Below are 24319 nucleotides of genomic sequence, written 5' to 3'. Positions count from 1 at the left end.
GTCGGTGCGGCCTCGGCCGCTCGCCGGGACTTCCTGCCTCAGGGCTCGCGCAGCCGTACGGCGAGGGCGGCGATGTCGTCGTCGAGGCGTCCTCTGCTGTAGTGGAGGAGGTCGCGGTGAAGAGCCGTGAGCAGTTCGCGGGGCGGTGTCGGAGGCTGTCGACGCATCCAAGCCGCCAGCGGGAAGAACTCGCCGTCGCGGGCGCGGGCCTCGGCGATCCCGTCGGTATAGAGGAGCAGCAGGTCGTTGGGCGCGAAGTCGAACGTGTCGACGTTGTAGTCATCGCCGATCAGTGCCGCGAGGCTGAGCAGGGGTGAGGGGGTGGCGGACTCGAGGACACGGAGTTTCCCGCGGCTCAGGAGCAACGGCGGCGGGTGTCCGCAGTTGAGGATGTCGATACGTCTGCCGTCGTGCGGGATCTCGACGAGAAGGGCGGTGGCGAAGCGCTCCATCGGCCCCTCGGGGGGGAAGGCGGCGTTGTACCGGGTGCTGCTCGCGTCCAGCCTGCGTGCGACGTCGACCATGTCGGTCTCGCCGTAGGCCGCCTCCCGGAAGGCATTGACGATCGCCGCGGCCGCCCCCACTGCCGGCAGACCCTTGCCCCGCACGTCGCCTATGAGCAGCCTGACCCCGTAGGGAGTGTCGACCACCTCGTAGAAATCCCCGCCGATGCGGGCCTCCGCCGCGGCCGCCAGATACAGCGACTCGATCTCGATGCCGCCGATGCGGCGCGGCAGAGGGCTCAGCACCACCTGCTGCGCCGCGTCGGCGACGAGCCGTACCTGGAAGAGCGTGCGCTCCCGCTGGAGCCGGGCATGGCTGCCGTACGCGGCGGCCACAGTGACCGCGATGATCCCCCCGGCCGTCCACCACGTCCCGAGATCGGGGAAGACGAGGCTGAGGCCGATCATGAGAAAGAGGCAGACCGTCCCGAGCAGGACGGTGGGGAGCACCGGCCACATGGCGGCGGCGAGTGCCGGCGCCGCGGGCAGGAGGCGGCTGAAGGCCAATTCCGGCGGAGTGGCATATGCCAGGCTGGCGATCACGACGGTCAGGATGACCGGCGACAGCCGCACAAGTCTTCCCGGGCCGGGGCGCCTACGGAGCCGCAGCCGTCCAGACTCGATCACGCTTCCCAGAATATCCGCGCAACGAGGGCACAGCACTCCGACCCCGACGGACGAGGCCGGCAGCCCGTCCCTGCCGCTCCTCCCCGCCGTGATCCGTCCCTCAGTGATCGCTGCCGAGCCCGCGATCGGGTGCGCTCATGTCGCCCGTCGCGGGAATGCCCTCGGCCAGCCCGTAGCGCAGGTACACGGTGCCCTTCGGACTGGCTACCGGGGGTGCGAGGAGCGTGACGTTGGTGGGCACCGCGCCCTCGTCGAACACCTTCTTCCCGACGCCGAGCACGATCGGGTGCAGCCACAGATCGAGACGGTCGAAGAGCTTCTCGCGCAGAAGGGTCTGCACCAGGTTCAGACTCCCGACGACCTTCACGTGCTCGTGCCGCTCACGGATCTCACCCACCGCGGCGGCGAGGTCCGGGCCGAGCTGCGTGGACCCGGCCCACGAGAGGTGGGGCGTGCCGCGAGAGGCCACGTACTTCGGGACGCTGTTGAAAAGCGTGGCGAACTCGTTGTCCTTGCCACCCTGCTGGTGAGGCCAGTAGGCGGCGAAGATGTCGTACGTCCGCCGGCCGAGCAGGAGGGCGTCCGTGCCCTCGTACGCGGCATCGACCTGCGCCCCGGCGACCTCGTCCAGCAGAGGCGCCTGCCAGCCGCCGAACGGGAACCCCACCGGGTCCTCGTCGGGGCCGCCGGGCGCCTGCCCGACGAGGTCGAGGGTCGCGAACATCTCGATGTCGATGAGGCCCATGGCTTGCTCCCGATGAGTCGTTGTCTTCGTCAAGAGATAGACCTGTGGGTGCCCGCAAACTCATCGCCTCGCCGGCCTGGAGCATCTCGGGGCTTTCACCCCGGCGAGGGGGTGACCGGCCGGAAGCCATTGCGGATCTTCGGCTGCCCCGACGCCCCCCGGACACGGCCGGTGCCGGTAGCGTCCGTTCCATGATCGTTGCCTGGATCTCACGCCCGGGGTGACCGCCGTCGCCGCTGCGTACGGACGGCCGGGCGGGCGGCGAGGCAGCCGCTGTACGGGTGGCGTCCCCCGTTCGCCTCGGTGAGAAGGACCGGGAGTGACGGGGCGGCGTGCTGTGCTGCGTACAAGGCCACGGAGGCCGCCGTAGGACCGGCACGGATTTCCGGGCCGGTCCTACGGACGACGCGCAGGACACGGAGGACGTATGTCTCGTTCCCAGGACAGCCGGCGAACCGGAGCCACCCTCATGACGCTTCTGAGTGCAGCGCTCCTGTGTCAGTCGATACTGTTCGGTGCCGATGCTGCGGTCTTGGCGAAACCTCACGCCGACTGGGACGCGATCGCCCAGTGCGAGTCCGGTGGCAACTGGCGCGCCAACACCGGCAACGGGCATTACGGAGGTCTGCAGTTCACCCGATCGAGCTGGAAGGCCGCCGGTGGCCTCAGGTACGCGGCGAGGGCGGACCTGGCGACGAAGTCACAGCAGATCACCGTTGCCAAGAGACTGGCCCGGATGCAGGGCATGGACGCGTGGACGTGCGCCCGCCGTTAGCACCGCGACGTTGCCGACCCTTGCCGGGTCTCGCGGCAGCACGTGGCGCCGGCGGTACCCACCACCGCAGGTCGCGGGGCGTCCCGGTCGACCGTCGGCGTGAGGTCGGACACGGCAAGTAAGGTCGGAGTGTGACGACGAACGCGAGTGCGAGCCGGCCGTTGTACGGGTGCATGGGCCTGGGCGGGACCTGGGGACCAGAGCCCTACGGTGCTGCGGAGATCGAGGCGGCGGAGGCGGCGGTCACCGCCGCCCTGGAGATCGGGATCACCACCTTCGACCATGCCGACATCTACCGCCACGGGAAGTCCGAAGCCGTGTTCGGTGAACTCCTCGCCCGCGACCGCGCACTGCGCGGGCGGATCACGCTCCAAACGAAGTGCGGGATCCGGCTGGAGGACGGCGAACGCCCCGGCATCTACGACCTTCGCGGCAAGAGCATCCCGCGCCGGGTCGAGGAGAGCCTGACCCGGCTGCGCACCGATGTGATCGACGTCCTGTTGCTCCACCGTCCGGACCCGCTCGCGGATCCGGACGACATCGCGGAGGCCCTGACCTCGCTGCACGCCCAGGGCCTGGTGCGCCGGTTCGGTGTGTCCAATATGGGTGCGGCGCAGATCGCGGTGCTCCAGGCCCGGCTCGGACTGCCGATCGCCGTCAACCAGTTGGAGATGAGCCTGCACAAACGGGACTGGGTCGAGGCCGGGATCCTGCTCAACACCCCCGCCGCGGCGACCAACGGCTTCCCCTTCGGAACCCTCGAACACTGCCGCGACCACGGCATCCGGTTGCAGGCATGGGGCGCGTTGGCCCAGGGCCGGTTCACCGGGCGGCAGGAGACCCCTCAGGAGCGGGCTGCCGCCGAACTGCTCGCCGCCCTGGCCGAACGTAAGCGGGTCACCCCCGAGACGGTGTTGCTCTGGTGGCTCCAGCGACACCCGGCCCGCATCGCACCGGTGATCGGAACCTCCGATCCCACACGGATCCGGGCCTGCCGCCAAGCGGTCGGACGGCCACCGGAGTTGGACCACGAGGAATGGTACGCCCTCTGGCTCGCCGCGCGCGGCGAGCCGCTGCCCTGACACAAGACGGTGAGACACCGGCGGTCGGCTGCTGTGGCTACTGCCCGATGGTCGCCGGGGGTGGGGTCCAGCGGCTTTTGGGCGGGATGGTTCCGCTGACTCCGAAGTCCTTCTTCAGCTGTTCGGGGATGGCGTAGTGCATGACCCGACCTCGGGTGAGGGAGGACAGTTCCAGCATGCTGGTCAGGTGTCCGACACGGTCCAGGGCCCAGGCTGCCAACGGTGATCTGTCCTCGATGGTTTCCAGTAGGCCAAGGAGGGCGGGGGCGGCTTTGACGACGGTGTCCCAGTTGCTGCGGGGTACTCCCAGCCAGTCGGCGCAGGTGTCTCCGATGAGGTAGCGGATCAGGCCGGAGACCACCGGGTCGAAAAGGGTGCCGGGCACCACGTCCTCGTAGAGGTCGATGAGCCGTCGGGTGAGCTGTACGCCTTCCTCACTGGGGCCCATGTGGCGGGTCATGTACGAGTCGGAGAACGCGCGGGCTCGGTGGAGGTCCTTGGGGACGTGGTCCTGGTCGACGCCGAGCATGGCGCCGACCACCCGCCAGGCGTAGTAGTACGCGTCGGCGCCTTCGTTGCTCATGTGGATGCCCAGGCGGTGCAAGGCGTCGAGGACCTGGATGGAGAACATCATCTGCCCGCCGATCAGGTCCTCTTGGCAGATCGGTGTGCCGAGGGTGGCGGTGTCCCAACGGCCCTCGCGCTTGAGGTGGTGGCGGATGGAGGCGTGCAGCAGGCGCACCTTTTGGGCGGCGGGGATGAAGCGGCTGCCGGCCTCGAAGGCGTCGGGTCGCATGAGGTAGACGGTGAACTGGCCAGTCTCCGCCATGCGTTTGGAGGGGTAGTTCAGCGAGTGGGTGGCGGAGAGCAGCTTGGCGACGTGGGGGACGACGTAGCACGCGGGCATCGAGGCGAACGACAGGGCGGTGGAGATGTGGACGTTGTTGTCGATGAAGAACAGCCGTGCTTTCTCCATCTCGGCCCAGTCCACCCAGTCGGGCGGTGTGCTGGTTTGGTGCAGGTACTCACGGGCGATGTCGGGCAGCCCCTCCGGAAGGTCCTGGCCGACGGTGGAGACGTAGCGCATGAGCGTGTTGAACTTGCCGACCTCTCCGCGCCCGAACAGTGTCGCCACGGTCGCGTCGGCGAGTTCGTCCCCGCGGTCGCGCAGGGCGTCCATGGACGCCGGGTTGTCTGTCATCGAAGTGCTCCGGTGGGAGGGAGGTCAGTGCGTGCGGGTGGCCGCCGACGTCACCAGGGCCGACAGTGCGCGGCGGGCTTCGCCGGTCACTTCGGCGTCCGCCAGCGCGTCCAGCGCTTCGCGCAGCCGGGCGGTGATCATGTCTTCGACGCGGGTGACGGCCCCGGTGTTGTGGGCGATGTCGCGGACCCGATCCACCTGTTGCTCGGTGAGGTCCGCCCGGCCGAGCAGCAGGTGCAGCTCGTCCCGTTCCGCCTCGGTGGCACGGGCGAGGGCGTGGGCCATCAGGACGGTCGGGCGGTTGCCTGCCAGGTCGTCGGTCGCGGACTTGCCCGTCTGCCGGGGATCGCCGAACAGGCCCAGGAGGTCGTCGCGGAGTTGGAACGCCTCGCCGAGTGGCAGGCCGTAGTCGCTGTACGCCTGGATCAGCCGTGGTGGGGCGCCGGCAAGGAGGCCGCCGATCCTCAGAGGGTGTTCGACGGTGTATTTGGCGGTCTTGTACCGGATCACCTTCACCGAAGCGTCCGGGTCCGGCTCACAGCCGGTGCGCATGACCTCCAGGCACTCACCGGCCACCAGTTCACGGGCGAGGACTGCCCACATCGGCCGGGCCCTGGCGAGGAAGGCACCGGGCAGGCCGGACGTGGTGAACAACTGGCCGGCCATCGACATCAACAGATCCCCCACCAGCATGGCCAGGGCCCGGGCACCGGACTTCGGTCGTGCGTGCCCGGTGAGGGCTTGTCGGAGGGCCATGTGCGCGGTGGGGAGGTTGTGCCGGATGCGGCTGCGGTCGATCAGGTCGTCGTGCACGACGGCGGCGGCGTGGACCAGTTCGATCGCGCCGGCGGCTCGCACCAGCGCCTCGCTGTCGGGCTGCCCGGTCCCCCGCCAGCCCCAGTAGCAGAACGCCCCCCTCAGTCGCTTGCCCTGGCGGGTCGCGGCATGGAGTTGCTCTGACACCGGCGCCAGACAGGTGTCGATGTCGGTCAGCGCCTCTGCTTCCGCGGTGACGAACGCGCTGAGGACCCGGTCGATGCGCTTCTTCAATAGGGCGTGTTCTTGACGTTCACTCACCGCCGCCCTCCGCTTGGCGTGCGGCGACGGAGCGGGCCAAGAGTTCCAGGTGCGCCGGCGCCGCCGCATGCCGGTCGAGGAACAGACGGCCACGCGCCTTGGTCTCCTCTTTGCCGTCAGCGAGGAGTTCCCCGAGATCGGCGCGGCGCAGCAGGCCGCTGACGGCTCCCACGGCGCCGCTCAGTCCGCTGAACGCCAGATCGGCGAGGCCGGCCGCCAAGGCCACGACATCCTCGGCCAGGTCCGCCACACGGCCCTCATCATGTGCCACGAGATGTCTCCCTCGCATAACGCGTCCCGCCCGCTGCCCGGGTCCTTCGACCGTCCGCGCCACCGCACTTCCGGCCCGCGGTTCTGCAACCAGGCGGCAGCCCAACGCCGCAAGTGTCGAGTGCGGCACCACGGGCCACGCCGAAAAAGGCCATGCCTTCACCCGTACGAGGTCGCACATGTTCGGACACGGGCCTTCGCGCCGCCGACCGCCCGAGCCGGCCCGTCGGCCGGCTCCGGCTGGTTCAGCGGATCTGGTCGGCCGCCCACGCGGCCCACTCGCGGCGCATCGCATTGAAGCGGAGGCCGTATTCCAGGGCGATCTTCCCGTTCACCGACAGCGGGTCGTCGCCCCAGTCGATGGAGTCGGCCAGCCGGCGCAGGTCCTCGTGCTCCTGCCGCGACAGTTCCATGAGCCCCGTGAGGTAGCCCCGGGCCTGGTCGGGAGTGATCACGTTGAGGAAGAAGACCCGCAGCAGGATGTCGCTGCGGGTGTTGCGCTGCGGTTTGGTCTCCGTCAGCCAGTGGCGCAGTTCCGTCAGCCCCTCGTCGGTGAGGGTGTACTCCTTGCGCCCGCGCGGGCCTTGCGCCGAGACGCTGATCAGCCCGGCGTCGGCGAGCTTGGTCAGCTCTGTGTACATCTGGCTCTGCGTGGCGGGCCAGACGTTGGCCAGTGAGGTCTCGAAGCGCTTCAGCAGGTCGTACCCGCTGGCCGGGCGCTCTGACAGGAGTCCGAGGAGGGCGTGTCGAAGGCTCATGCCCCTCAGCCTACCTTCCACTCTTGACATGTCGAGACAGAGATTCTAGTTTAGACATGTCAGCACAGGAATATGACCCCGGGGGCCTTGATGTCGTACGTCCGCACTTTTCTTCCGTGGATCGTCTTCGCGGCGTTTCCGTCCGCCCAATGGCAGTGGGGCGCCCTCGCAGGGCTGTTGGTGGCCGTGGTGGTGACCGTCCAGCAGCGCCGGACCGGGGTCCACCTCGACGCGCTGATCATGGAGACCGGCTCGGCGGCCTTCTTCGCCGCCCTGGCGGTCATCGCCTTCGCCGACCCGCACTCGGCCGTGCACCCCTACTCGGCGGCCCTCTCCTCGGCAACCCTCGCCCTCATCGCCGGGGCCTCACTTCTGGTGCGCAAGCCCTTCACCCTGGGCATCGCCAAGCGCACCACTCCGCGCGAGGTCTGGGGCCGGCGGCGCTTCGTCCGGATCAACGTCGTCATCACCGGAGTGTGGACCGTCTGCTTCACCGTCACGGCCGGCGCGCTCGCGGCCCTCGCCCACGCGGGTCAGGGGCACTCGACAACCGGAACGCTCGTCCAGGCCGCCGGGTTCGTCGTCCCCATGCTCTTCACCGTCCGCTACGTCGCCGCCGCCCAGGCCAAGGCCGGTAACCGCTGAGCACCCCCGGCACCACCCGGACGACTCGTCCCGCCGGGCGCGGAGATCATCACACACGACCTCGGCGCCACCGACCCGGACGACGCCGCCGGCGGCCACTGGCTCTTCGGTGACCGCACGGCCACGGCCGACCGCATGACGGGCCGACGGCCGGGCCGTCCCATACCGCGCCCGCCCGCCGGCCAGGCACCGACAGCTTCACCCGGGCGGACCGCGCCCACGAGCGCACACGGGCCCCGGCGCGGCCCTCCCCGAGATGACCCTGCTCGTACGAACGCGCCTGTTACCGGCGGACACTGCGAGCCCCACTGGGCGCGGGTGACCGGTGCGGTGCACAGGCCGTCCTCGTCGCGGGTGAGCAGATGTCCCGTGCGGGCGCCGTCCATGACGAACAGAACCGCTTCGACCGCCATATCGGCACAGACCGCGCGCCGGGCGGCCGATGCGGAATTCCCGCAGCGAGAAACGGCGCGGCGAATCACATGAACAGGTCGGAATGAATCCCAAAGCAAAACCCAAAACCCTGACCGCAGGAAACCGATACCGGTGCAGGTGTTGCGCGGATTGACGTCAAGCGAACATCGAATCAGGAAATCGGCGTGCCGCGGATCGGAAGCGACCTTCACCGTCGGAGGCGCCGAAGAGGGCGGACATCTCACAGATGAAACAAGTGCGCGAAATGCGCGCAGCTGGGGCCCGCACCCCGAGGGATGCGGGCCCCAGCTGCAAAAGGCGCGTCAGCGTCAGGCAGGGACGATGTTCTCGGCCGTCGGCCCCTTTTGACTCTGCTCGATGTCGAAGGTGACCTTTTGCCCTTCGAGCAGCTCGCGGAAGCCCTGGGCGGCGAGGTTCGAGAAGTGGGCGAACACGTCAGGACCGCCACCGTCCTGCTCGATGAAGCCGAAACCCTTGGCGGGGTTGAACCACTTGACGATGCCAGATGCCATGTCAGATCTCCTTGGGGGCGGTACACGGCATCCGCACTGCTGCACAGACGTCGTGTCGCCGCGATGATGCCCCAACCGGAAATCACCGGAATGTAAAGCACTCCCGTATGGCACGCAGACCGGCCGGAGCGCTTGAAGTTGTGGGAACCACGACTGCAACCGAGATCGACAGTAGCACGCGGCTACGGCCCCTCGTGCGTCGAATACTCCACTCGCTTAATACCGTCGAGACCCTCTCCGCGCCGCACGTTCAACCCTCACCTCGCGGTCACAGATTCCAGCCTGCCGGGAGCGCAGAGAATATGTTGAGGGCGGCGGCCCGTCACCCCGGAAAGGGATGGCAGGCCACCGCCCTGCATGTCACCACCGCACTGCCGCCATACGGCTACCAGCGGTACCAGCGGCCGCTACCACCCTTCGGGCGGGCGACGAAACCGATCAGCCACAGCACCAGCACCGCGATGGCGACCCACCAGAGGATCTTCACCGCGAAACCGGCACCGAAGAGGATCAGAGCGAGCAGAAGAACGAGAAGCAGGGGAACCATAGTTATCAACCTCCGAAGCGCCTTCTGCCCGTCGGAACCCCGTGCATGCATGCGATTTTTATGTGTTTCTTACCTCGGCAGGCGGGCAAGAGAACGGGCCGCGCCGCAGGTGTCCGAATTGCGAACCACGGAGACGGAGCCTCATGGGTCAGCCGATACGGGTCGACTTGGGGCGGGCCGGCCCCGGCGAAGCGGGCGACGCGCCGAGGGGCCGCGCGGCGGTCGCCGCGCGGCCCGCTCGGTCAGGAGCGCGGCGACACCAGTGCGGTGGCCTCGATCTCCACCAGTTGATCGGGGAACGCCAGGTCGGTGACACCGATGATGGTGTCGGTCGTGCGGTGGTTGCCGACGTACTCCTTGTGCAGCTTCGCGGCCGTGTCGAAGTTCTTGCGCAGGTCCTTGGTGTAGATCTTCATGCTGACGATCTGGCTGCGCGGGATCCGGTAATGCGCGAGCACCTTGTCCAGGTTGGCGAACGACGTGCGCACCTGCGTCTCGAAGTCGCCGACGCCCACGAGGTTCCCGGCCGCGTCATGCGACAGCTGACCCGAGATGTAGATCGTGTCCCCGGCTCTGATGGCCTGCGAGTACCCGTAGGACTCCTCCCACGGCACCCCGAACCCGAAGTGGTCCCAGCCTCGGCGCGCCTGGTCCTGCGCGCTGGCTCCCTGCGGTCCCACGACGGCGATCATCACGGCCACCAACGCGGCCACCACAGCAGCGATGCCGAACCTGCGCCCTGACTTGGTCATTCCCTTTGTCCTTTCGTCCCCAGTGGAACCTGGCGCCACGACGATGACAGCGCACAAGCGAGAACCCCTCGAATAGCAATCGATTGCGCGTCGAATCGACGGCCGGAACACGAGTCGGGCCCACCACCGCCTACCTCCGCCTCAAACGCTTGCTTCACCTATCGACATTCGATAGATTTACATCGCGAGTCGATGGAAGGACGGGTCATGGGAAAGCTGACGGTGGGCGCGCTGCGCGCCGTGCTCGCGCTGGTGCTGGCCGGCACCGTGTTCGTACAGGCGTTGATGGTCTGGGCGTTGGCCACCGACCCGGAGGACGGTTCACTCCCGCTGAGCACGCTGCGCCTGATCACGATCCCGGGCATGGTGACGGTCCAGGTCGCCCTGGTCTGCGTATGGCGGCTGGTGACGATGGTGCGACGCGGAACCGTGTTCTCCCACGCCGCCTTCCGGTACGTGGACGGAGTGATCGGCGCGATCGTGGCGGCTGCCCTGGTGTGGTTCGCGGTCACGGCCGTCAATGCGCCGGGCCAGCGGGAGGACCCCGGTGTCACCGTCATCATGGGCGGGGTCGGCGTTGCCATCCTGGGGGTCGCGCTCATCGTGCTCGTATTGCGGACGCTGCTCGCCCAGGCCGTCGCCCGCGATGTCGAAGCGGCGCACATGCAGGCCGAGTTGGACGAGGTGATCTGATGCCGATCGCCGTCGACATCGACGTGATGCTGGCCAAGCGGAAGATGTCCGTGGGAGAGCTCGCGGACCGTGTGGGGATCACCCCGGCCAACCTGGCGGTACTCAAGAACGGCCGCGCGAAGGCGGTGCGCTTCGCGACGCTCGCCGCGCTCTGCGAGGTGCTCAAGTGCCAGCCGGGCGACCTCCTGCGCTGGGAGGCCGAGGACACCCCAGGCGGATGACGTGCCCTGTTGCCGCTGATCTTGATTTGGGCGGTGAGCAGCGTGCCGGCATCCATCCCTGCCGGCGCCTCGACGGTCGGCGGGACCTTGGGTTCACCGGCGACGAGCCGGAGGCCCTTGGTCGCGTCGTCGCGGCTCCGGCCGAGGCGGGGGTGCCGCTCGCGGAGCAGGACCGCGCGCCGGCCTGGCGGCTTCCCGGCGATGGACGCTCGCCGCCCCGCTACGCGGCGGTGGGGCGTAGCTCCACGAGCGCGACGGCGACCCGGTGGCTCGGTGCTGGTCCGTTTCAGCCGATGGAGGGGCCGGGGTGAACGCGGATGACGATCTTGCCGTGGGCCTCGCCCGCCCGGAGGCGGTCTATCGCCTGTGGTACTTCCGCCAGGGGGTAGGTGCGGTCGAGGGCCGGGGTCAGGGCGCCGGATTCGATGAACTCCCCCAGGGTGCGCAGGTCTTCGGACCGGTGGGCGGAGGCCAACACCCGCAGGCGGTGGCGGGTGAAGGGGGACAGCAGAAGCGCCCAGAGCTGACGTTGGGTTCCGCCTGTCCAGCGGCCGTCGGTTTCGCCGCCGACGATGACCAGGCTCCCCCGGGGAGTCAGGATCCGTCGCAGCCGGGTCAGGGGGCGGTTCCCCGCGATGTCCAGGACGAGGTCGTAGCGTTGGACGCCGTCGGTGGGGTCCTCACAGGTGTAATCGATGACGTCGTCGGCGCCCAGGGAGCGGGCCAGGTCCGCCTTGGGACCGCTACACACGGCGGTTATGTGGGCGGCTCCGAGGGCTTTGGCGAGTTGAAGCGCACAGGTGCCGACTCCGCCGGCGGCGCCGATGACCAGGACCCGCTGGCCGGGCTCCAGCCGGCCGAGGCGCAGGGCTTGGAGCGCGGTGCGCGCGGAGACGGTGACGGCCGCCGCTTGTTCGGGTGTGAGGCGGGCCGGCCGCGGGGCCAACTCGTCCTCGTCCGCGCACGCGAACTCCGCGAAGGAGCCGGCGCAGGTGCCGTACACCTCGTCGCCCGGACGGAAGCGGGTGACGCCCGCTCCGACGGACTCGACACGGCCGGCGACGTCCATGCCGCGTACCCGCTGCTTGGGCGCGCGCAGGCCGAAGCCCGCGGCGCGGATGGCGTAGGGCATGCCGGCCATCAGGTGCCAGATTCCCTGATCCACGCCGGCCGCGTGGACGCGCAACAGCACTTGCCCCCGACCGGGTACGGGCCGGTCGATCTCGTCGAGGCGCAGGACGTCGGTGGATCCGTAGACGTCCTGGACGATGGCTCTCATTTGGTGTCTCCCTCGTTGCCGGCTTGGTCCGGGCCGGTGGCCGGGGCCGCGTACTGGAAGACGCTTTCCAGGGGGACCCCGAAGGTCCGGGCGATCTGGAAGGCCATTTCCAAGGACGGTGAGTAGCGGCCCTGCTCGATGGCGATGACCGTTTGGCGGCTGACGCCGATCCGGCGGGCGAGCTCTGCCTGGGTCATCTCGCCGTGGGCGAACCGCTGGGCGCGAATGGTGTTGGTGACCCTCGTCGCCTTCACCACGGGTGGAAGCCGAACCGGTAGGAGATGACCTTGACCGCCGAGCCGAGCACCGACGACAGGACGAAGGCGAGGAAGATGGCGTTGGCGATCCAGAAGGGCTCGGCCTCGGCCATGGCCAGGACCAGTCCGACGATCCCTCCGACGACCACGAACCCCTGGCCCACGTACTCGCCGAAGCGGTGGATCTCCCGGTCCCGCTGGTCCTTGACGTTCGACTCGCGCGCTGTGGAGGCGGCGATCACGGTATGGGAGACGATCGACGCGGCGATCGACAGTCCAATCGTCCACAGCAGCGCCTCGACGTAGGGCGCCCGGGACAGTTCGACTGTCGTGGAGCGTCCCAACACCACCCAGAGATACACCGCGTACGACCCGGCCGCGATCACCAGCATGCTCCAGGCACGTTTCTCTTCGACTGCCACGCCCACTCCCCATGTCAAGAAAACCAGACATCCGGAGTGTCAGTCAACTTCGACATGATGTCAAGAATTCTTGACCTGTCCGAGTCGCTCCCGACCGTCGCCGCGCCGGCCGCCCGCACAGAGGCGTGTGTCCCTGGCGGTAAAGTCTTTGGCGCTTCGGGTGGAGAGCGTGGGGCGCCGGCCCGGCTCTTCGGCGATGCTCTTGACGGCGGCACGGTGGCGTCGGACGCCGCACGCGCCTGGAGCACTTCACGCCCCGAAGGCGATTGGAGCCGCACACCATGAAGGACGTCACCCAGCTCGACGAGGGGTGGATCCTGCGACACGGGGACGCCCTGCTCCCCGCCCGCGTCCCCGGCTGCGTCCACACCGATCTGCTGGCCGCCGGGGTCGTACACGACCCCTTCATCGGCCACAACGAGACCGAGGTCGCCTGGATAGGGCGCCAGGAGTGGAGCTACGTCACCGAGTTGCGCCACGACAGCGGGCACGAACGCGCCCACCTGGTCTTCGAGGGCCTCGACACCGCCGCCGAGGTCGTCCTCGATGGCGAAGGCCTCGGCGGCACCCGCAACATGCACCGCCTCCACCGCTTTGACGTCACCGGGCGAACGGGCCCGCTCGAAGTCCGGTTCGCGTCGGCGTACGAGGAGGCCGACCGCGTCCGCGCCCTGACCGGCGAGCGCCCGAACGTCTACCCGGGACCCTTCCAGTACATCCGCAAGATGGCGTGCGGCTTCGGTTGGGACTGGGGCCCGACCGTCGTGACCGCCGGCATGTGGCGTCCGGTACGACTGGAGCACTGGTCGACCGGCCGCCTCGCCGAAGTGCGCCCCCTCGTCACCGCGGACGGCACCACCGGGCGGGTCGAGCTGAGGGTCCGCACCGAGCGCACCCCGAGCGGCGCGGGCCGACCCCTCACCCTGAGCGCCACCGTCGCCGGAACCGTGGCGCGGACCACCTTCGAGGACGACGAGGCCGTCCTCCGCCTGGACGTCGCGGAACCCGAGCTGTGGTGGCCGCGCGGGTACGGCGACCGGCCGCTGTACGGCCTGACCGTGACCCTGCTCGACGAGGACGGGCAGCCGCTCGACACCTGGGAGCGCCGCATCGGCTTCCGCACGGTCACCGTCGACCGCTCCCCCGACGAGCACGGCACGCCCTTCACCTTCGTCGTCAACGGAGTACGGATCTTCGCCCGGGGCGTCAACTGGATCCCGGACGACGTCCTGCCCTCGCGCGTGACCCCCGACCGGTACCGGACCCGGCTCACCCAGGCCGCCGAGGCCAATGTCGACCTGATCCGCGTGTGGGGCGGCGGCATCTACGAGGACGACGCCTTCTACGACGTGTGCGACGAGCTCGGACTCATGGTCTGGCAGGACTTCCTCTTCGCCTGTGCCGCGTATCCCGAAGAGCAACCGCTGCGCCGGGAGATCGAGGCGGAAGCGCGCGACAACGTCGTCCGGCTCATGTCGCACCCGGCCCTGGTCCTGTGGAACGGCAACAACGAGACCCTGTGGGGCTTCCGCGACTGGGACTGGGAGGAACCGCTCGCCGGCGATTCCTGGGGGGAGGGCTACTACCTCGGACTCCTGCCCAGGGTCGTGGCCGAGCTGGACCCCACCCGCCCGTACACGGCCGGCAGCCCCTGGTCCGGTTCCTGGGACCACCACCCGAACGACCCCCGCCACGGAACCCACCACTCCTGGGAGGTGTGGAACCGCCGGGACTACGCCGACTACCGGGCGGACGTCCCACGTTTCTGCGCCGAGTTCGGCTGGCAGGCGCCGGCCGCCCTGGCGACGCTGCGCCGCGCGCTGCCGGGCGAGGAACTCGCCCCCGACTCGCCCGGCATGCTTCACCGCCAGAAGGCCGAGGACGGCAACGGAAAACTGAACCGGGGCATCGAGCGCCACTTCGGCCTTCCCGAAGGGGACTTCGACCGCTGGCACTACCTGGCCCAGGTGGTCCAGGCGCGGGCCGTGGCCGCGGGCATCGAGCACTGGCGGGCCAACTGGCCCGTGTGCGCGGGCACGGTGGTGTGGCAGCTCAACGACTGCTGGCCGGGGAGCTCTTGGGCTGCCATCGACGGCGACGGCCGCCGCAAGCCGCTCTACCACGAGCTGCGCCGGGTGTACGCCGACCGCGTGCTCGCCCTCCTCCCCGCGGACGACGGGCCCGTGCTGGTCCTGGACAACCAATCCGGCTCGCCCTGGGGCACCACGGTCACCCTGCGCCGCCTCGACGCCGACGGCACGGTGCTGCGAGAGGCCGGGTTCGCCCTGGAGGCCGACGCGCGCACGGTGATGAGGCAGGTGGTCCCGGCGCAGCTGCTCCCCGCGGAGGGTTCCACCAACGAGTTCCTCGTCGCCGACGCCGACGGCCTGCGCGCGGTCCACTTCCCGGTGGTGGACAAGGAGTTCGGCTACGCGTTCCCTGAGTACGACGTACGGATCGAGTCCGGTGCCGGGGACGGCCCGGTCGACGTGGTCGTCACCGCCCGCACCGTGGTCCGGGACCTCCTGCTGCAGGCCGACCGGCTCGCGCCCGGAGCCGTCGCGGACCGTGGGCTGATCACCCTGCTCCCCGGCGAGGAGACCCGGATCACCGTGACGGGCTGGCCCGGGGACGACGCCGAAGCCGCCCGCGGCGCCCTGTTCAGCGTGGGAGCGGCGTGAGCGCTTCCCCTGCCCGCGTCGAGGTGGCGCGCTGCCGGCACGCGCGCCGCCATTGTGCCGTCGGCTCGACGGGAGCCCCGGCGATCTTCGTGCCCCCGACGTCGAGCGCTCCGTACGCATGTGCGTTCAGCCATGCTGTGGGTCCTGCGGGATGGTCCACTGAGACCGGGCGAACTCGGCGAGCGCATCGGCGGCATTCGCCCCGAGGTCTTGACCGAGACCCTGCGGCGGCTGAGTTCAACGGTCTGGTGGAACGACACGCCTATGGCGAAGCGCCACCCCGTGTGGAGTGCGGACTCACCGCCCTGGGACGGACATTGCTCGGTCCGATAGACGCCTTCGGCTCTTGGGCCTTCGAGCACGGCGATGAGATCCTGGCTGCCCAGGAGCGAAACAGCGGGTGAGTCTTCAGGTCGCCCAGTGGTCTTCGGGCCGACCCGGCCGTGCGCAGTCTCCGTCCACGGCAAAGGCGGAGAAGGGTCGGACACCCGCAGCCCGGCACCCGATAGCCTGACGGCGGACTCCGGACCGTGCCGTGCGGGGCCGGCGGCCGGTGCCCTCGGGGGTGACCGATGAGACACTTCCGCGTTCGGGTGTCGGGGTTGGCGCAGCCCCATTCGGACACAAGCGGAGCGTGCTGAAGATACTTCCGGTCGTCCTGCTCGGCTCGGCGACGGCGCTCGCCTCGGCCGCCGCCGTCCTCGCCTCGCCCTGGTGGTGGGCCGCGGCCGTACCCCTGCTGTCGCTCGTACTGATCGCCCTGCACGACCTCCTGCAACGGCGACACTCCGTCCTACGGAACTACCCCCTCCTGGGGCATCTGCGGTTCGCTCTGGAGGCACTGCGGCCGGAGATCCAGCAGTACTTCATCGAGCGCAACTTCGACGGCCGCCCCTTCGACCGGGACACCCGCAGCATCGTCTACGAGCGCGCCAAGGGCACCGACGCCGAGGAACCGTTCGGCACCGAACTCGACCTCTACCGGCCGGGCAGCGAGTACCTCACCCCCTCCATGGCGCCGCTCCCGGTGCGAACCGATCCGCCCAAGGTCCGGATCGGCGGTCCCGACTGCACCCAGCCGTACGACATGGCCCTGCTCAACGTCTCCGCGATGAGCTTCGGCTCCCTGTCGGGCAACGCGGTGTCGGCCCTCAACACCGGGGCTCGGCTCGGCGGTTTCGCCCACGACACCGGTGAGGGCGGCCTGTCCGAATATCACCTGCGCCCGGGTGGGGACCTCGTGTGGGAGATCGGGACCGGATACTTCGGCTGTCGTACGGACGACGGAGGCTTCGACGAGCGGAAGTTCGCCGAGAAGGCCGCGCACCCGCAGGTCAGATGCGTGTCGTTGAAGATCAGCCAGGGTGCCAAGCCCGGGATCGGCGGCGTCCTCCCGGGAGCCAAGGTGAACGCGGAGATCGCGAAGGTGCGCGGGGTGCCGCAGGGCCGGACCGTGATCTCGCCGCCGTACCACCGCGTGTACTCCACCCCGCGCGAGCTGGTGCGTTTCCTGGCCCGCATGCGTGAACTCGCCGGCGGCAAGCCCGTCGGGTTCAAGCTGTGCGTCGGTTCGCGACGCCAGTTCCTCGCCGTGTGCAAGGCCATGCTGGAGGAGGACACCACGCCCGACTTCATCGTCGTCGACGGGGCGGAGGGCGGAACGGGAGCCGCGCCCCTGGAGTTCGCCGACAACGTCGGGCTGCCGCTCGGCGAAGGGCTGATGACCGTGCACAACGCGCTCGTGGGCACCGGGCTGCGCGACCGCATCCGTATCGGCGCCTCGGGCAAGGTCGCCACCGGCAGCGACCTCGTCAAGCGCCTCCTCCAGGGGGCCGACTACACCAACGCCGCCCGCGCCATGATGTTCGCGATCGGCTGTATCCAGGCGCAGCGCTGCCACACCAACACCTGCCCCGTCGGCGTCGCGACCCAGGACGAGAGGCGCGCCCGCGCCGTGGATGTCGGTGACAAGTCGCAGCGCGTACGGCGCTACCAGGAGGCGACCGTCAAGAGCGCCCTCCAGATCATGGCGTCGATGGGCGTCGAGGACGCTAGCGGGTTGCGGCCCCACATGCTGCTGCACCGGGTGGACCCGCACACCGTCCGCTCCTACGCCGAACTCCATGCCTGGCTCGCCCCCGGAGAGCTGCTCGCATCTGTGCCCGAAGGTTGGGCAGGCGACTGGGCGGCGGCCGATCCAGACCGCTTCACCAGCTGATCCAGACCGCTTCACCTCTTGATCCCGGCACCCGCAACGAGGAGCCGTAACCGGACCGAAGGGCACTTCTGTGGCACGTACCGTCGCCCACGTGATCGTCGACGCACTCGAGGAGCTGGGCGTCCGGCATGTCTTCGGCGTCGTCGGAGACGCTTTGAACCCGCTGACCGACGCCATCCGCACCACCGACGGCCTGGAGTGGGTCGGCTGCCGTCACGAAGAAGCCGCGGCCTTCGCCGCCGCCGCGCAGTCCCAGCTCTCCGGGACCCTCGGGGTGTGCATGGGTACGGTGGGACCCGGCTCCGTACACCTGCTGAACGGTCTCTACGACGCCGCCAAGAGCCATGCTCCCGTCCTCGCGATCTGTGGTCAGGTCCCCCTCTCCGAGATCGGCAGCGACTACTTCCAGGAAGTCGACAACGACCTCCTCTTCCGTGACGTGGCCGTCTTCCGGGCCACCGTCACCTCCCCGGACCAGATGCCCCGCCTGCTCGAGTCCGCGGTACGGGCCGCGGTGACGCGGGGCGGCGTGGCGGTGCTGACCGTTCCGGCGGACCTCGGCGACCAGGAGCCGGCCGACGAGCGTCCCACGCGTTTCGCCCTCGACCGCGCCGTCACCCGCCCCGACGACCCGGCGCTCGTGCGGGCCGCCGCAGTGCTGAACGAGGCGTCCCGCGTGACCCTGCTCGTCGGGCAGGGTGCCCGCGGGGCCCGCGCCGAGGTCATGGAGCTGGCAGAGTCGCTCGCCGCGCCCATGGTGCTCACCTTGAAGGCGAAGGAGGGGTTCGAGGAAGACAACCCCTTCCAGGTGGGCCAGACCGGCCTCATCGGAAACCCCGCCGCCGCCCACGCGCTCGACGGCGGGGACGCGCTCCTCATGCTGGGGACCGACTTCCCGTACCGGGAGTGGTACCCGGAGGGTGTCAAGGTGGTCCAGGTCGACGCTCGTGAGGACCACCTGGGGCGCCGGACCCCCGTCGACGTGGGCCTGGCGGGCGATGTGGGCGCCACGCTTCGGGCTCTGCTGCCACTACTGAAGACGGTCCCCGACCGGGCCCATCTGGACGACGCCCGCAAGCGGTTCGTCGCGTGGCAGGAAGGGCAGCGGCGACTGGCCGATCCCACGCACGAGCGGCGCTTGACCGGGAAGCTGCGGGCGGCGCTGGACAACCGTGATCACGAGATCCGCCCCGAGGCGTTGGCCGCGGCGGTGGACGCGTACGCGGACGAGGACGCCGTCTTCACCTCCGACACCGGTATGGCGACCGTCTGGCTCTCCCGCTTCGTCACGATGCGCGGCAACCGGCGTCTGATCGGTTCGTACAACCTCGGGTCGATGGCCAACGCGATGCCCCAGGCGTTGGGAGCCCAGCTCTGGGCACCCGGCCGGCAGGTCGTCGCCTTCTGCGGGGACGGTGGCCTGAGCATGCTGCTGGGCGACCTGATGACGATCAAGACGTACCGGCTGCCGGTGAGGCTCGTCGTCTTCGACAACCGCCGGCTGGGCATGGTCAAGCTCGAACAGGAGCAGATGGGCCTGCCGGAGTTCGGTACGGAACTCGACAACCCCGACTTCGCCGCGGTCGCCACGGCCCTCGGCCTGACGGGGATCCGGGTCACCGACCCGGCCCAGCTGAACGACGCGGTACGCCGGGCCTTCGAGACCCCGGGCCCCGTCCTGCTGGACGTTCTCACCAACCCCGAGGAAGTGGCCGTGCCGGGCAAACCGACGGTAGCGCAGGGCTGGGGCTTCGCCGTGGCCAAGGTCAAGGAGATCCTGCCCGACCGCGGGGACTGACCGGGGCCGCATGCCGGTGTACCGCTTGCGGGGCCGGCCAGGTGGCCGGGCCCGCAAGCGGTGTGGACACCTACCGGTTGTCGCAGGTCACCCGGTGTCCCGGAGGTGGGCGGCGGCTGCTTCGGCCTCTCGTACGACGTACCCGGTGTCCACGCCGACCAGGCGGCCGTCGAGCTTGAGTGGGCGGCCGTCGACGAAGACCGCGTGTACGTTCTCGGGGCGTCCGTTGAAGACGACTTGGCCGACCCAGTCGAAGCGCGGTGCGAAGTTGAGTGCGGCGGGGTCGATGAGGATGACGTCAGCCCGCTTGCCCGGGGTCAGCGAGCCGATCCTGTCGGCCATGCCGATCGCCTCGGCGCCGCCGAGGGTGGCGGACCGCAGCACGTCATGGACCTGCGGGAAGACGCCGGCGTTCAGGGCACGTGCCCGTTGGAGGCCGATGGCGGTCTTCATCAGGGCGAAGAAGTCCGAGGTGTCGTTGGTGCCGCCGTCCTGGCCGAGCCCGACCTTCATGCCGGATCGGCCGAGGTCCGGCAGCCGCATGACGCCCGAGGCCAGCCGCATGTTGCTCAAGGGGCAGTGCGCGGCCCGTACGTCGTGGGAGGCGACGGTGGCGATCTCGTCGTCGCTCAGATGGATCGCGTGATTCATCAACAGTCGCGGGCCGAGCGCGCCGATGTCGGCCAGGACGCCGATCGGGTCGTCCGCCCGCTGTTCGGCTCGTTCGAGCACGTGGCTGTTGAGCATGACGTCCAAGTCCTGGGCGATGTCCCAGTGAAGCCGGTTGAGTCCTTCGAGGGCCCGCGCGGCGTGGGTGGCGATCTGCGCCGAGGCGAGGGGCACCGGGTCGATGAGTTCCTTCTTCACCCGGGTCAGGAGGGCCGCCTGTGGCTCGGCTTGGAACATGGCGTAGACGAAGCGCACTCCGGTGTCGGTCAGGGCCCGTACGTACTGGACGGTGGTGTCGTACGGGATGGCGTCCACCCAGTCCACGACGGTCGTCACGCCGGACTGCACGGTGTCGAGGGCCGCCAGGCGCACGAACCGGTACATGTCGGTCGCCGTGATCCGGGGAAACGTCGCCCGGTTGCAGTCGGCCAGCCATCCGAACAGATCGCGGTCCGCACAGCCGCCGCGCATCGAGGACTGCCACAGGTGGGTGTGGATGTCCACGAACCCCGGCATGAGCAGCTTGCCGGAGGCGTCGATCACCTGGGTGCCCGGCGGGGCCGGGAGCCGTGTGCCGACGGCCGCGATGACACCGTCGCGCATGAGGACGTCCGCGTGCTCGACGGTCCCCAACGGCCCCTGGCCGAGCGTGCCGTCCATGGTGAGCGCCAGGGAGGCGTTGCGGAGCAGGGTCGGGGTCGGCCGGGTCAGGGGCGCGCCCTCACCAACGGGCGTCAGGCCTCGCGGGGGTGCCCACCCGGCGCCGAGGGCGAAGGGAGTGGCCGCGGCCATCCCCAGGCCGGTCAGAACGCCGCGGCGGCTCGGTGTCGAGGTCCGGGGCAGGGGCAGGGGCAGGGGCGGAGGCTGAGCCGGGGTCCGGGGCTGAGCTGCTGGGGTGGCGGGACAGTCGCTGAGCGGATCCATGTCGTGATACCTCCCGACGGGCGCAGGACAGGCAGGTCACTTGCCGCCGGCCGACGGCGTGTCAGGCGGCCTGGCGGATACCTGGATGGTCCGCCTTGAAGCAGCCTTGCGATAGAGGTGCGTCAACATTTTGTGGAAGCTCGTCTGAACTCCGCGGCGGGCATACGTACACGGCCGGCCATGACTCAGGCCCAACAGGCCGAGCGCCGCGCGCCGTTCGGCCTCGGCCTCGGCCTCGACATCGACATCGACAACGGCGCGCGAGCCCCAGCTCTGCGGAGGTTTGCCCGAACCCTTCTGGAGGGACCTCTATTTTTAGAAGGCTCTCTAAGTTTCTGGAAAGGGGCGTGGTCGCATGCGGACAGCCGGAGGTGGACTGCGTGAGCACCACAAGGCGCGGAGACGGTCGCGGATCCTCGACGCGACGCGCGAACTCCTGCGGGAGAGCCCGGAAACGGTTCTCAGTACGGAGCGGATCGCCGCACGGGCGGAGGTCTCGCCGGCCACCGTGTACAACTTGATCGGACCCCGCGAGAAGATCTGGGAGGCGCTCGCCGACGGGTTCATGGACGAACTGGAGCGCTGCCTGGCCGACTTGAGCACCGATGACCCACGGGAGGTGGTCCGCTCGACCGTCCGGCTGTTCGTGGGGGACCCGGTGGTGTCGCGTCGCATGGTGCGCGGCTGGGAGGAGAGCGGCCTCGTACTCGACCGCAGTCCGCTCGGCCGGCTCCGCCGGGCGATGGCGGGCGCACGAGCGCAGGGTGTCCTGCGTGCCGATGTCGACACCGAAGCGTTGGCCGCCGTGGTCAGCGCCGCGTGCGTGGGTGCGCTGCACCAGTGGGTCGCCGCCCTGATCGATGACGACCGGTTCCTCGCGCGGGCCCTGTTCGCGCTGGACGTCGTACTCGCCGCGGCGGCCGCCGATCCCTACCGCGAGCAACTGTCGGCGCCGCTGCGGACCCGGAAGGCGCTATGACAGCCGGCGGTGCCGCGCCCCGGTTCCGGAACTTCGCGGGCCACGGCGGGATCCGGCTCGCGGCGGACGTGTGGGGAGAGGCGTCCTCTCCCCCGCTCGTCCTGCTGCACGGCGGCGGCCAGACCCGGCACGCCTGGGACCGGACCGGCCCCCGGCTGGCCACGCTGGGGTGGCGGGTGATCGCCCCGGACCTGCGGGGGCACGGCACGAGCGCATGGTCGGCCGATGGCGACTACGACCTCGGTGTGTTCGCCGAGGACGTCCGGGCGATCGTCGCGGAACTCGGCGAGCTTCCGGTGCTCATCGGTGCCTCGCTCGGGGGCCTGAGTTCGCTGCTGGCGGCCGGAGAGGCACCCGGGGCGGCCATCCGCGCCCTGGTGCTCGTCGACGTGGCGCATCGGCCGGATCCCCGCGGATCTGACCGGATCGTCGCGTTCATGCGCGACCACCCGGACGGATTCGCCGACGTGGGGGAAGCGGCCGCGGCGGCGTCAGCCCACCTGTCGCACCGCCGGCATCCGTCGGGCCCCGAGGGGATGCGGAACAACCTGAGGCGCCACGGGGACCGTTGGGTCTGGCACTGGGACCCCCGTCTGCTCGACAGCTTCGAAGGCCGGATGGACCCGCCGGGCATGGCGGAGCGGCTCCTTCGCGCCGCACGTCACGCCGACGTACCGATCCTGCTCGTCCGCGGCGGGATCAGCGACGTGGTGAGCGAAGAAGTCGCCGACCAGTTCTGCGCCAGGGTCCCTCGTGCGCGGCGCGTCGATGTGGCCGGCGCGGGACACATGGTGGTCGGCGATCGCAACGAGCACTTCCTCGACGCCATCGTCCCGTTCCTGGAGGTGGCGAGAAGCCCTCGGGAGGACACACGCTGGGGATGACCGGTGAGGAGCGGCCGACGAACGGCCCTAGCGGGGAGAAGCCCTCGGAAAGCACGGGCGCCTGCCGACGAAGGCGTCCGGCCCGCCGGCCCGCCCCCCGGGGGCCGGCCCGGGCCGGCCCTTGCAATCCGCTGAGCACCGTTGGACCCGGCCGGAAAACCGGCGGCGTAGGGGCGGTGCAACGACGTCGTGCGCTAAGCAGACCTGCGACGCAGAGCGCGGCGGACCCCGTACAGGACCACGAGCAGCACGAAGACGACGACCAGGACGATCAGGAGCTTCTTGAAGAGGCCGCCGCTCTTCTTCTTGCTCTTCTTCTTGCTCTTCTTGTTCCCTGTGACGGCCTTGACTTGGGACGACATCGGCGCGTGGAGACTTGTCGCCACACTGGCGCCGGCAGGGAGACCGCTTTGCGGGAGCGCCACCGCGGCCGGAGCCTGCCGCGCAGCCGGGACGGACGCCGTCGCGGTTGCCGCGGGGCCCAACAGCAGCCCGGCCAGCACGAGCAGCGGTATGAATGCCGCCGACGCCACGGAGCGCTTCCTTGGATTGCTGTTCTTTGTCACTGTCTCCCCAGTTCTCCGACGCCCTGACCGGCTCCGGTGAAATCCGGCCGGCCGCGGCCTTGGAGCATCGTGGACGAATTCGTCCGTTCCGGCAAGGAGGTCGCGGACCGCTGGGAACCGCTGACCGGCGAGGAACGTACCTGGACGGCCTCCGCGCTCTGGTGGATGGCCTCGTCGCCGCCCGCTGATGAGCCTTGGACACCCCGCCGCAGTGGGACGGCATGCCTGCTCCTCCGGCCGGCGGAAGAAAGACGGTTCCGCTCAAGCAGGGGCGGACGCCGGCCGTGACCCGCCTGGCCCCGTGGCCTACTGGATGCTCCAGCGGTGCGGGTGGCCGGGTTGTTGCGGGCAGGCGAAGAATTTGAGTTCGCCCCAGCGTCCCACCGTGACCTCGGTCGGAGTGGCGGACGGGTGCGCGGGCAGGCCCTGGTCTTCCGACGGCTTCCGGCTACGCCCCGTCCTATTCCGAGCTGTCGATGGTCAGCAGCAGGTGCATGGGTGTCGCGCAGATTCGGCAGTCCATGGGGGACGGTTCGGTGGTGTGCCAGGAGGCGAACCCGCCGTCATCGCCGACGCGCGGCGCGCGTACGACGAGACCCGCCCCGAGCACGACATCCGCTGACCGGGATCCGTCCTGGTTGCCACCGCAGAGGGGTCGGGTGCGGTGACCGCCGCCCTGGCTGCGACGCAGTGCGCGGAGCGGCTGCCCGTACGCAGTCCACCCGTGGCTCCGTTCCGCTTCTCCGTCCCGCTGCTCCCTCCGGCAGGGCTCCCCCGCAGCGCTCCCACGGGGCCCGGG

General features: G+C 69.8%; 25 protein-coding genes and 2 pseudogenes. 11 read left to right on the top strand and 16 right to left on the bottom strand.

Annotation, left to right across the window (positions count from 1 at the left end; all coding sequences use genetic code 11):
* Positions 1–38: 38 nt before the first annotated feature.
* Together ABZ934_RS23860 and ABZ934_RS23855 are read right to left on the bottom strand one after the other, a co-directional pair.
* Entirely contained in the window at positions 39–1130 is a 1092-nt protein-coding gene (locus tag ABZ934_RS23860; protein WP_361316667.1) for a PP2C family protein-serine/threonine phosphatase, read from the bottom strand.
* Between the two features lie 100 nt (positions 1131–1230).
* On the bottom strand, positions 1231–1875 hold the full coding sequence (locus ABZ934_RS23855) for a dihydrofolate reductase family protein (RefSeq protein WP_361316665.1): 645 nt from the start codon (positions 1873–1875) through the stop codon (positions 1231–1233).
* A gap of 427 nt (positions 1876–2302) precedes the next feature.
* Between ABZ934_RS23855 and ABZ934_RS23850 the strand changes: the two genes are divergently transcribed.
* A complete protein-coding gene (locus ABZ934_RS23850; protein ID WP_361316662.1) occupies positions 2303–2650 on the top strand; it encodes a transglycosylase family protein in 348 nt (115 codons plus the stop codon).
* Positions 2651–2781: 131 nt separating this feature from the next.
* The gene (locus ABZ934_RS23845) at positions 2782–3732 is read left to right on the top strand and encodes an aldo/keto reductase (RefSeq protein WP_361316659.1); all 951 of its coding nucleotides are present in this window, start codon (positions 2782–2784) and stop codon (positions 3730–3732) included.
* Positions 3733–3769: 37 nt separating this feature from the next.
* Here ABZ934_RS23845 and ABZ934_RS23840 read toward each other — a convergent pair whose 3' ends face one another.
* The 4 genes from ABZ934_RS23840 to ABZ934_RS23825 form a co-directional block, all read right to left on the bottom strand.
* Positions 3770–4933, bottom strand: coding sequence for an oxygenase MpaB family protein (locus tag ABZ934_RS23840; protein ID WP_361316657.1), 1164 nt, complete (start codon positions 4931–4933; stop codon positions 3770–3772).
* A 24-nt stretch (positions 4934–4957) separates the two neighbouring features.
* Entirely contained in the window at positions 4958–6010 is a 1053-nt protein-coding gene (locus tag ABZ934_RS23835) for a polyprenyl synthetase family protein (RefSeq protein ID WP_361316654.1), read from the bottom strand.
* Positions 6003–6281 carry a polyprenyl synthetase gene (locus tag ABZ934_RS23830; protein WP_361316652.1) on the bottom strand — a complete coding sequence of 93 codons (279 nt, stop codon included), beginning with the start codon at positions 6279–6281 and terminating at the stop codon, positions 6003–6005. Before ABZ934_RS23830 ends, ABZ934_RS23835 begins: the two co-directional genes overlap by 8 nt.
* A 244-nt stretch (positions 6282–6525) precedes the next feature.
* A complete protein-coding gene (locus ABZ934_RS23825) occupies positions 6526–7038 on the bottom strand; it encodes a PadR family transcriptional regulator (protein ID WP_361316650.1) in 513 nt (170 codons plus the stop codon).
* A gap of 90 nt (positions 7039–7128) precedes the next feature.
* On the opposite strand from ABZ934_RS23825, the gene ABZ934_RS23820 reads away from it, so the two are divergent.
* A complete protein-coding gene (locus ABZ934_RS23820; RefSeq protein WP_361316647.1) occupies positions 7129–7683 on the top strand; it encodes a hypothetical protein in 555 nt (184 codons plus the stop codon).
* A 308-nt stretch (positions 7684–7991) separates the two neighbouring features.
* Here the strand turns inward: ABZ934_RS23820 and ABZ934_RS23815 are convergent.
* The 4 genes and pseudogenes from ABZ934_RS23815 to ABZ934_RS23800 form a co-directional block, all read right to left on the bottom strand.
* Positions 7992–8096 (bottom strand): annotated as a pseudogene (locus tag ABZ934_RS23815) (CBS domain-containing protein); the annotation flags it as partial.
* Between the two features lie 330 nt (positions 8097–8426).
* The gene (locus tag ABZ934_RS23810) at positions 8427–8630 is read right to left on the bottom strand and encodes a cold-shock protein (RefSeq protein ID WP_361316644.1); all 204 of its coding nucleotides are present in this window, start codon (positions 8628–8630) and stop codon (positions 8427–8429) included.
* Positions 8631–9015: 385 nt separating this feature from the next.
* Positions 9016–9177: a hypothetical protein gene (locus tag ABZ934_RS23805; protein WP_037792689.1), complete on the bottom strand. Its 162-nt coding sequence runs from the start codon at positions 9175–9177 to the stop codon at positions 9016–9018.
* Between the two features lie 242 nt (positions 9178–9419).
* A complete protein-coding gene (locus ABZ934_RS23800) occupies positions 9420–9929 on the bottom strand; it encodes a RidA family protein (RefSeq protein ID WP_361316641.1) in 510 nt (169 codons plus the stop codon).
* A 207-nt stretch (positions 9930–10136) separates the two neighbouring features.
* Here ABZ934_RS23800 and ABZ934_RS23795 point away from each other — a divergent pair, with 207 nt between their 5' ends.
* Positions 10137–10622: a DUF2975 domain-containing protein gene (locus ABZ934_RS23795; RefSeq protein WP_361316638.1), complete on the top strand. Its 486-nt coding sequence runs from the start codon at positions 10137–10139 to the stop codon at positions 10620–10622.
* Positions 10622–10843 (top strand): helix-turn-helix transcriptional regulator, encoded by a 222-nt coding sequence (locus tag ABZ934_RS23790; RefSeq protein ID WP_361316636.1) that lies wholly within the window; start codon positions 10622–10624, stop codon positions 10841–10843. The genes ABZ934_RS23795 and ABZ934_RS23790 overlap by 1 nt, the downstream gene beginning before the upstream one ends.
* Positions 10844–11129: 286 nt before the next feature.
* Here ABZ934_RS23790 and ABZ934_RS23785 read toward each other — a convergent pair whose 3' ends face one another.
* The 3 genes from ABZ934_RS23785 to ABZ934_RS23775 are packed head-to-tail and all read right to left on the bottom strand — an operon-like array spanning position 11130 to position 12801.
* Complete coding sequence (locus ABZ934_RS23785) at positions 11130–12122, bottom strand: NAD(P)-dependent alcohol dehydrogenase (protein ID WP_361316633.1); 993 nt, start codon at positions 12120–12122, stop codon at positions 11130–11132.
* Complete coding sequence (locus ABZ934_RS23780; protein WP_361316815.1) at positions 12119–12376, bottom strand: helix-turn-helix transcriptional regulator; 258 nt, start codon at positions 12374–12376, stop codon at positions 12119–12121. Before ABZ934_RS23780 ends, ABZ934_RS23785 begins: the two co-directional genes overlap by 4 nt.
* Positions 12373–12801 carry a hypothetical protein gene (locus ABZ934_RS23775; protein ID WP_361316630.1) on the bottom strand — a complete coding sequence of 143 codons (429 nt, stop codon included), beginning with the start codon at positions 12799–12801 and terminating at the stop codon, positions 12373–12375. The genes ABZ934_RS23780 and ABZ934_RS23775 overlap by 4 nt, the downstream gene beginning before the upstream one ends.
* 281 nt (positions 12802–13082) lie before the next feature.
* Between ABZ934_RS23775 and ABZ934_RS23770 the strand changes: the two genes are divergently transcribed.
* The 4 genes and pseudogenes from ABZ934_RS23770 to ABZ934_RS23755 all read left to right on the top strand — a co-directional run bounded on the left by ABZ934_RS23770 (position 13083) and on the right by ABZ934_RS23755 (position 19498).
* Positions 13083–15482, top strand: a complete 2400-nt coding sequence (locus ABZ934_RS23770) for a glycoside hydrolase family 2 protein (protein WP_361316628.1) — start codon at positions 13083–13085, stop codon at positions 15480–15482.
* 54 nt (positions 15483–15536) lie between these two features.
* Positions 15537–15886, top strand: a pseudogene (locus ABZ934_RS23765) (helix-turn-helix domain-containing protein).
* Positions 15887–16119: 233 nt separating this feature from the next.
* Entirely contained in the window at positions 16120–17700 is a 1581-nt protein-coding gene (locus ABZ934_RS23760; protein ID WP_361316812.1) for an FMN-binding glutamate synthase family protein, read from the top strand.
* 70 nt (positions 17701–17770) lie between these two features.
* On the top strand, positions 17771–19498 hold the full coding sequence (locus ABZ934_RS23755; protein ID WP_361316625.1) for a thiamine pyrophosphate-dependent enzyme: 1728 nt from the start codon (positions 17771–17773) through the stop codon (positions 19496–19498).
* Between the two features lie 87 nt (positions 19499–19585).
* Here the strand turns inward: ABZ934_RS23755 and ABZ934_RS23750 are convergent, their stop codons facing one another.
* Positions 19586–20959 carry an amidohydrolase family protein gene (locus ABZ934_RS23750; RefSeq protein ID WP_361316622.1) on the bottom strand — a complete coding sequence of 458 codons (1374 nt, stop codon included), beginning with the start codon at positions 20957–20959 and terminating at the stop codon, positions 19586–19588.
* Between the two features lie 487 nt (positions 20960–21446).
* Between ABZ934_RS23750 and ABZ934_RS23745 the strand changes: the two genes are divergently transcribed.
* Positions 21447–22070, top strand: a complete 624-nt coding sequence (locus ABZ934_RS23745; protein ID WP_361316620.1) for a TetR/AcrR family transcriptional regulator — start codon at positions 21447–21449, stop codon at positions 22068–22070.
* Positions 22067–22954 carry an alpha/beta hydrolase gene (locus ABZ934_RS23740; protein ID WP_361316617.1) on the top strand — a complete coding sequence of 296 codons (888 nt, stop codon included), beginning with the start codon at positions 22067–22069 and terminating at the stop codon, positions 22952–22954. The genes ABZ934_RS23745 and ABZ934_RS23740 overlap by 4 nt, the downstream gene beginning before the upstream one ends.
* 194 nt (positions 22955–23148) lie before the next feature.
* On the opposite strand, the gene ABZ934_RS23735 is transcribed toward ABZ934_RS23740, so the two are convergent.
* Together ABZ934_RS23735 and ABZ934_RS23730 are read right to left on the bottom strand one after the other, a co-directional pair.
* Entirely contained in the window at positions 23149–23487 is a 339-nt protein-coding gene (locus ABZ934_RS23735; RefSeq protein ID WP_361316614.1) for a hypothetical protein, read from the bottom strand.
* A 493-nt stretch (positions 23488–23980) separates the two neighbouring features.
* Positions 23981–24130, bottom strand: a complete 150-nt coding sequence (locus ABZ934_RS23730) for a hypothetical protein (RefSeq protein ID WP_361316612.1) — start codon at positions 24128–24130, stop codon at positions 23981–23983.
* Positions 24131–24319 lie beyond the last annotated feature (189 nt).

Source organism: Streptomyces sp. NPDC046557 (genome assembly GCF_040645975.1).
In the GTDB taxonomy this organism is placed as follows: domain Bacteria; phylum Actinomycetota; class Actinomycetes; order Streptomycetales; family Streptomycetaceae; genus Streptomyces.
This window is presented reverse-complemented; position numbering and strand designations above follow the sequence as displayed.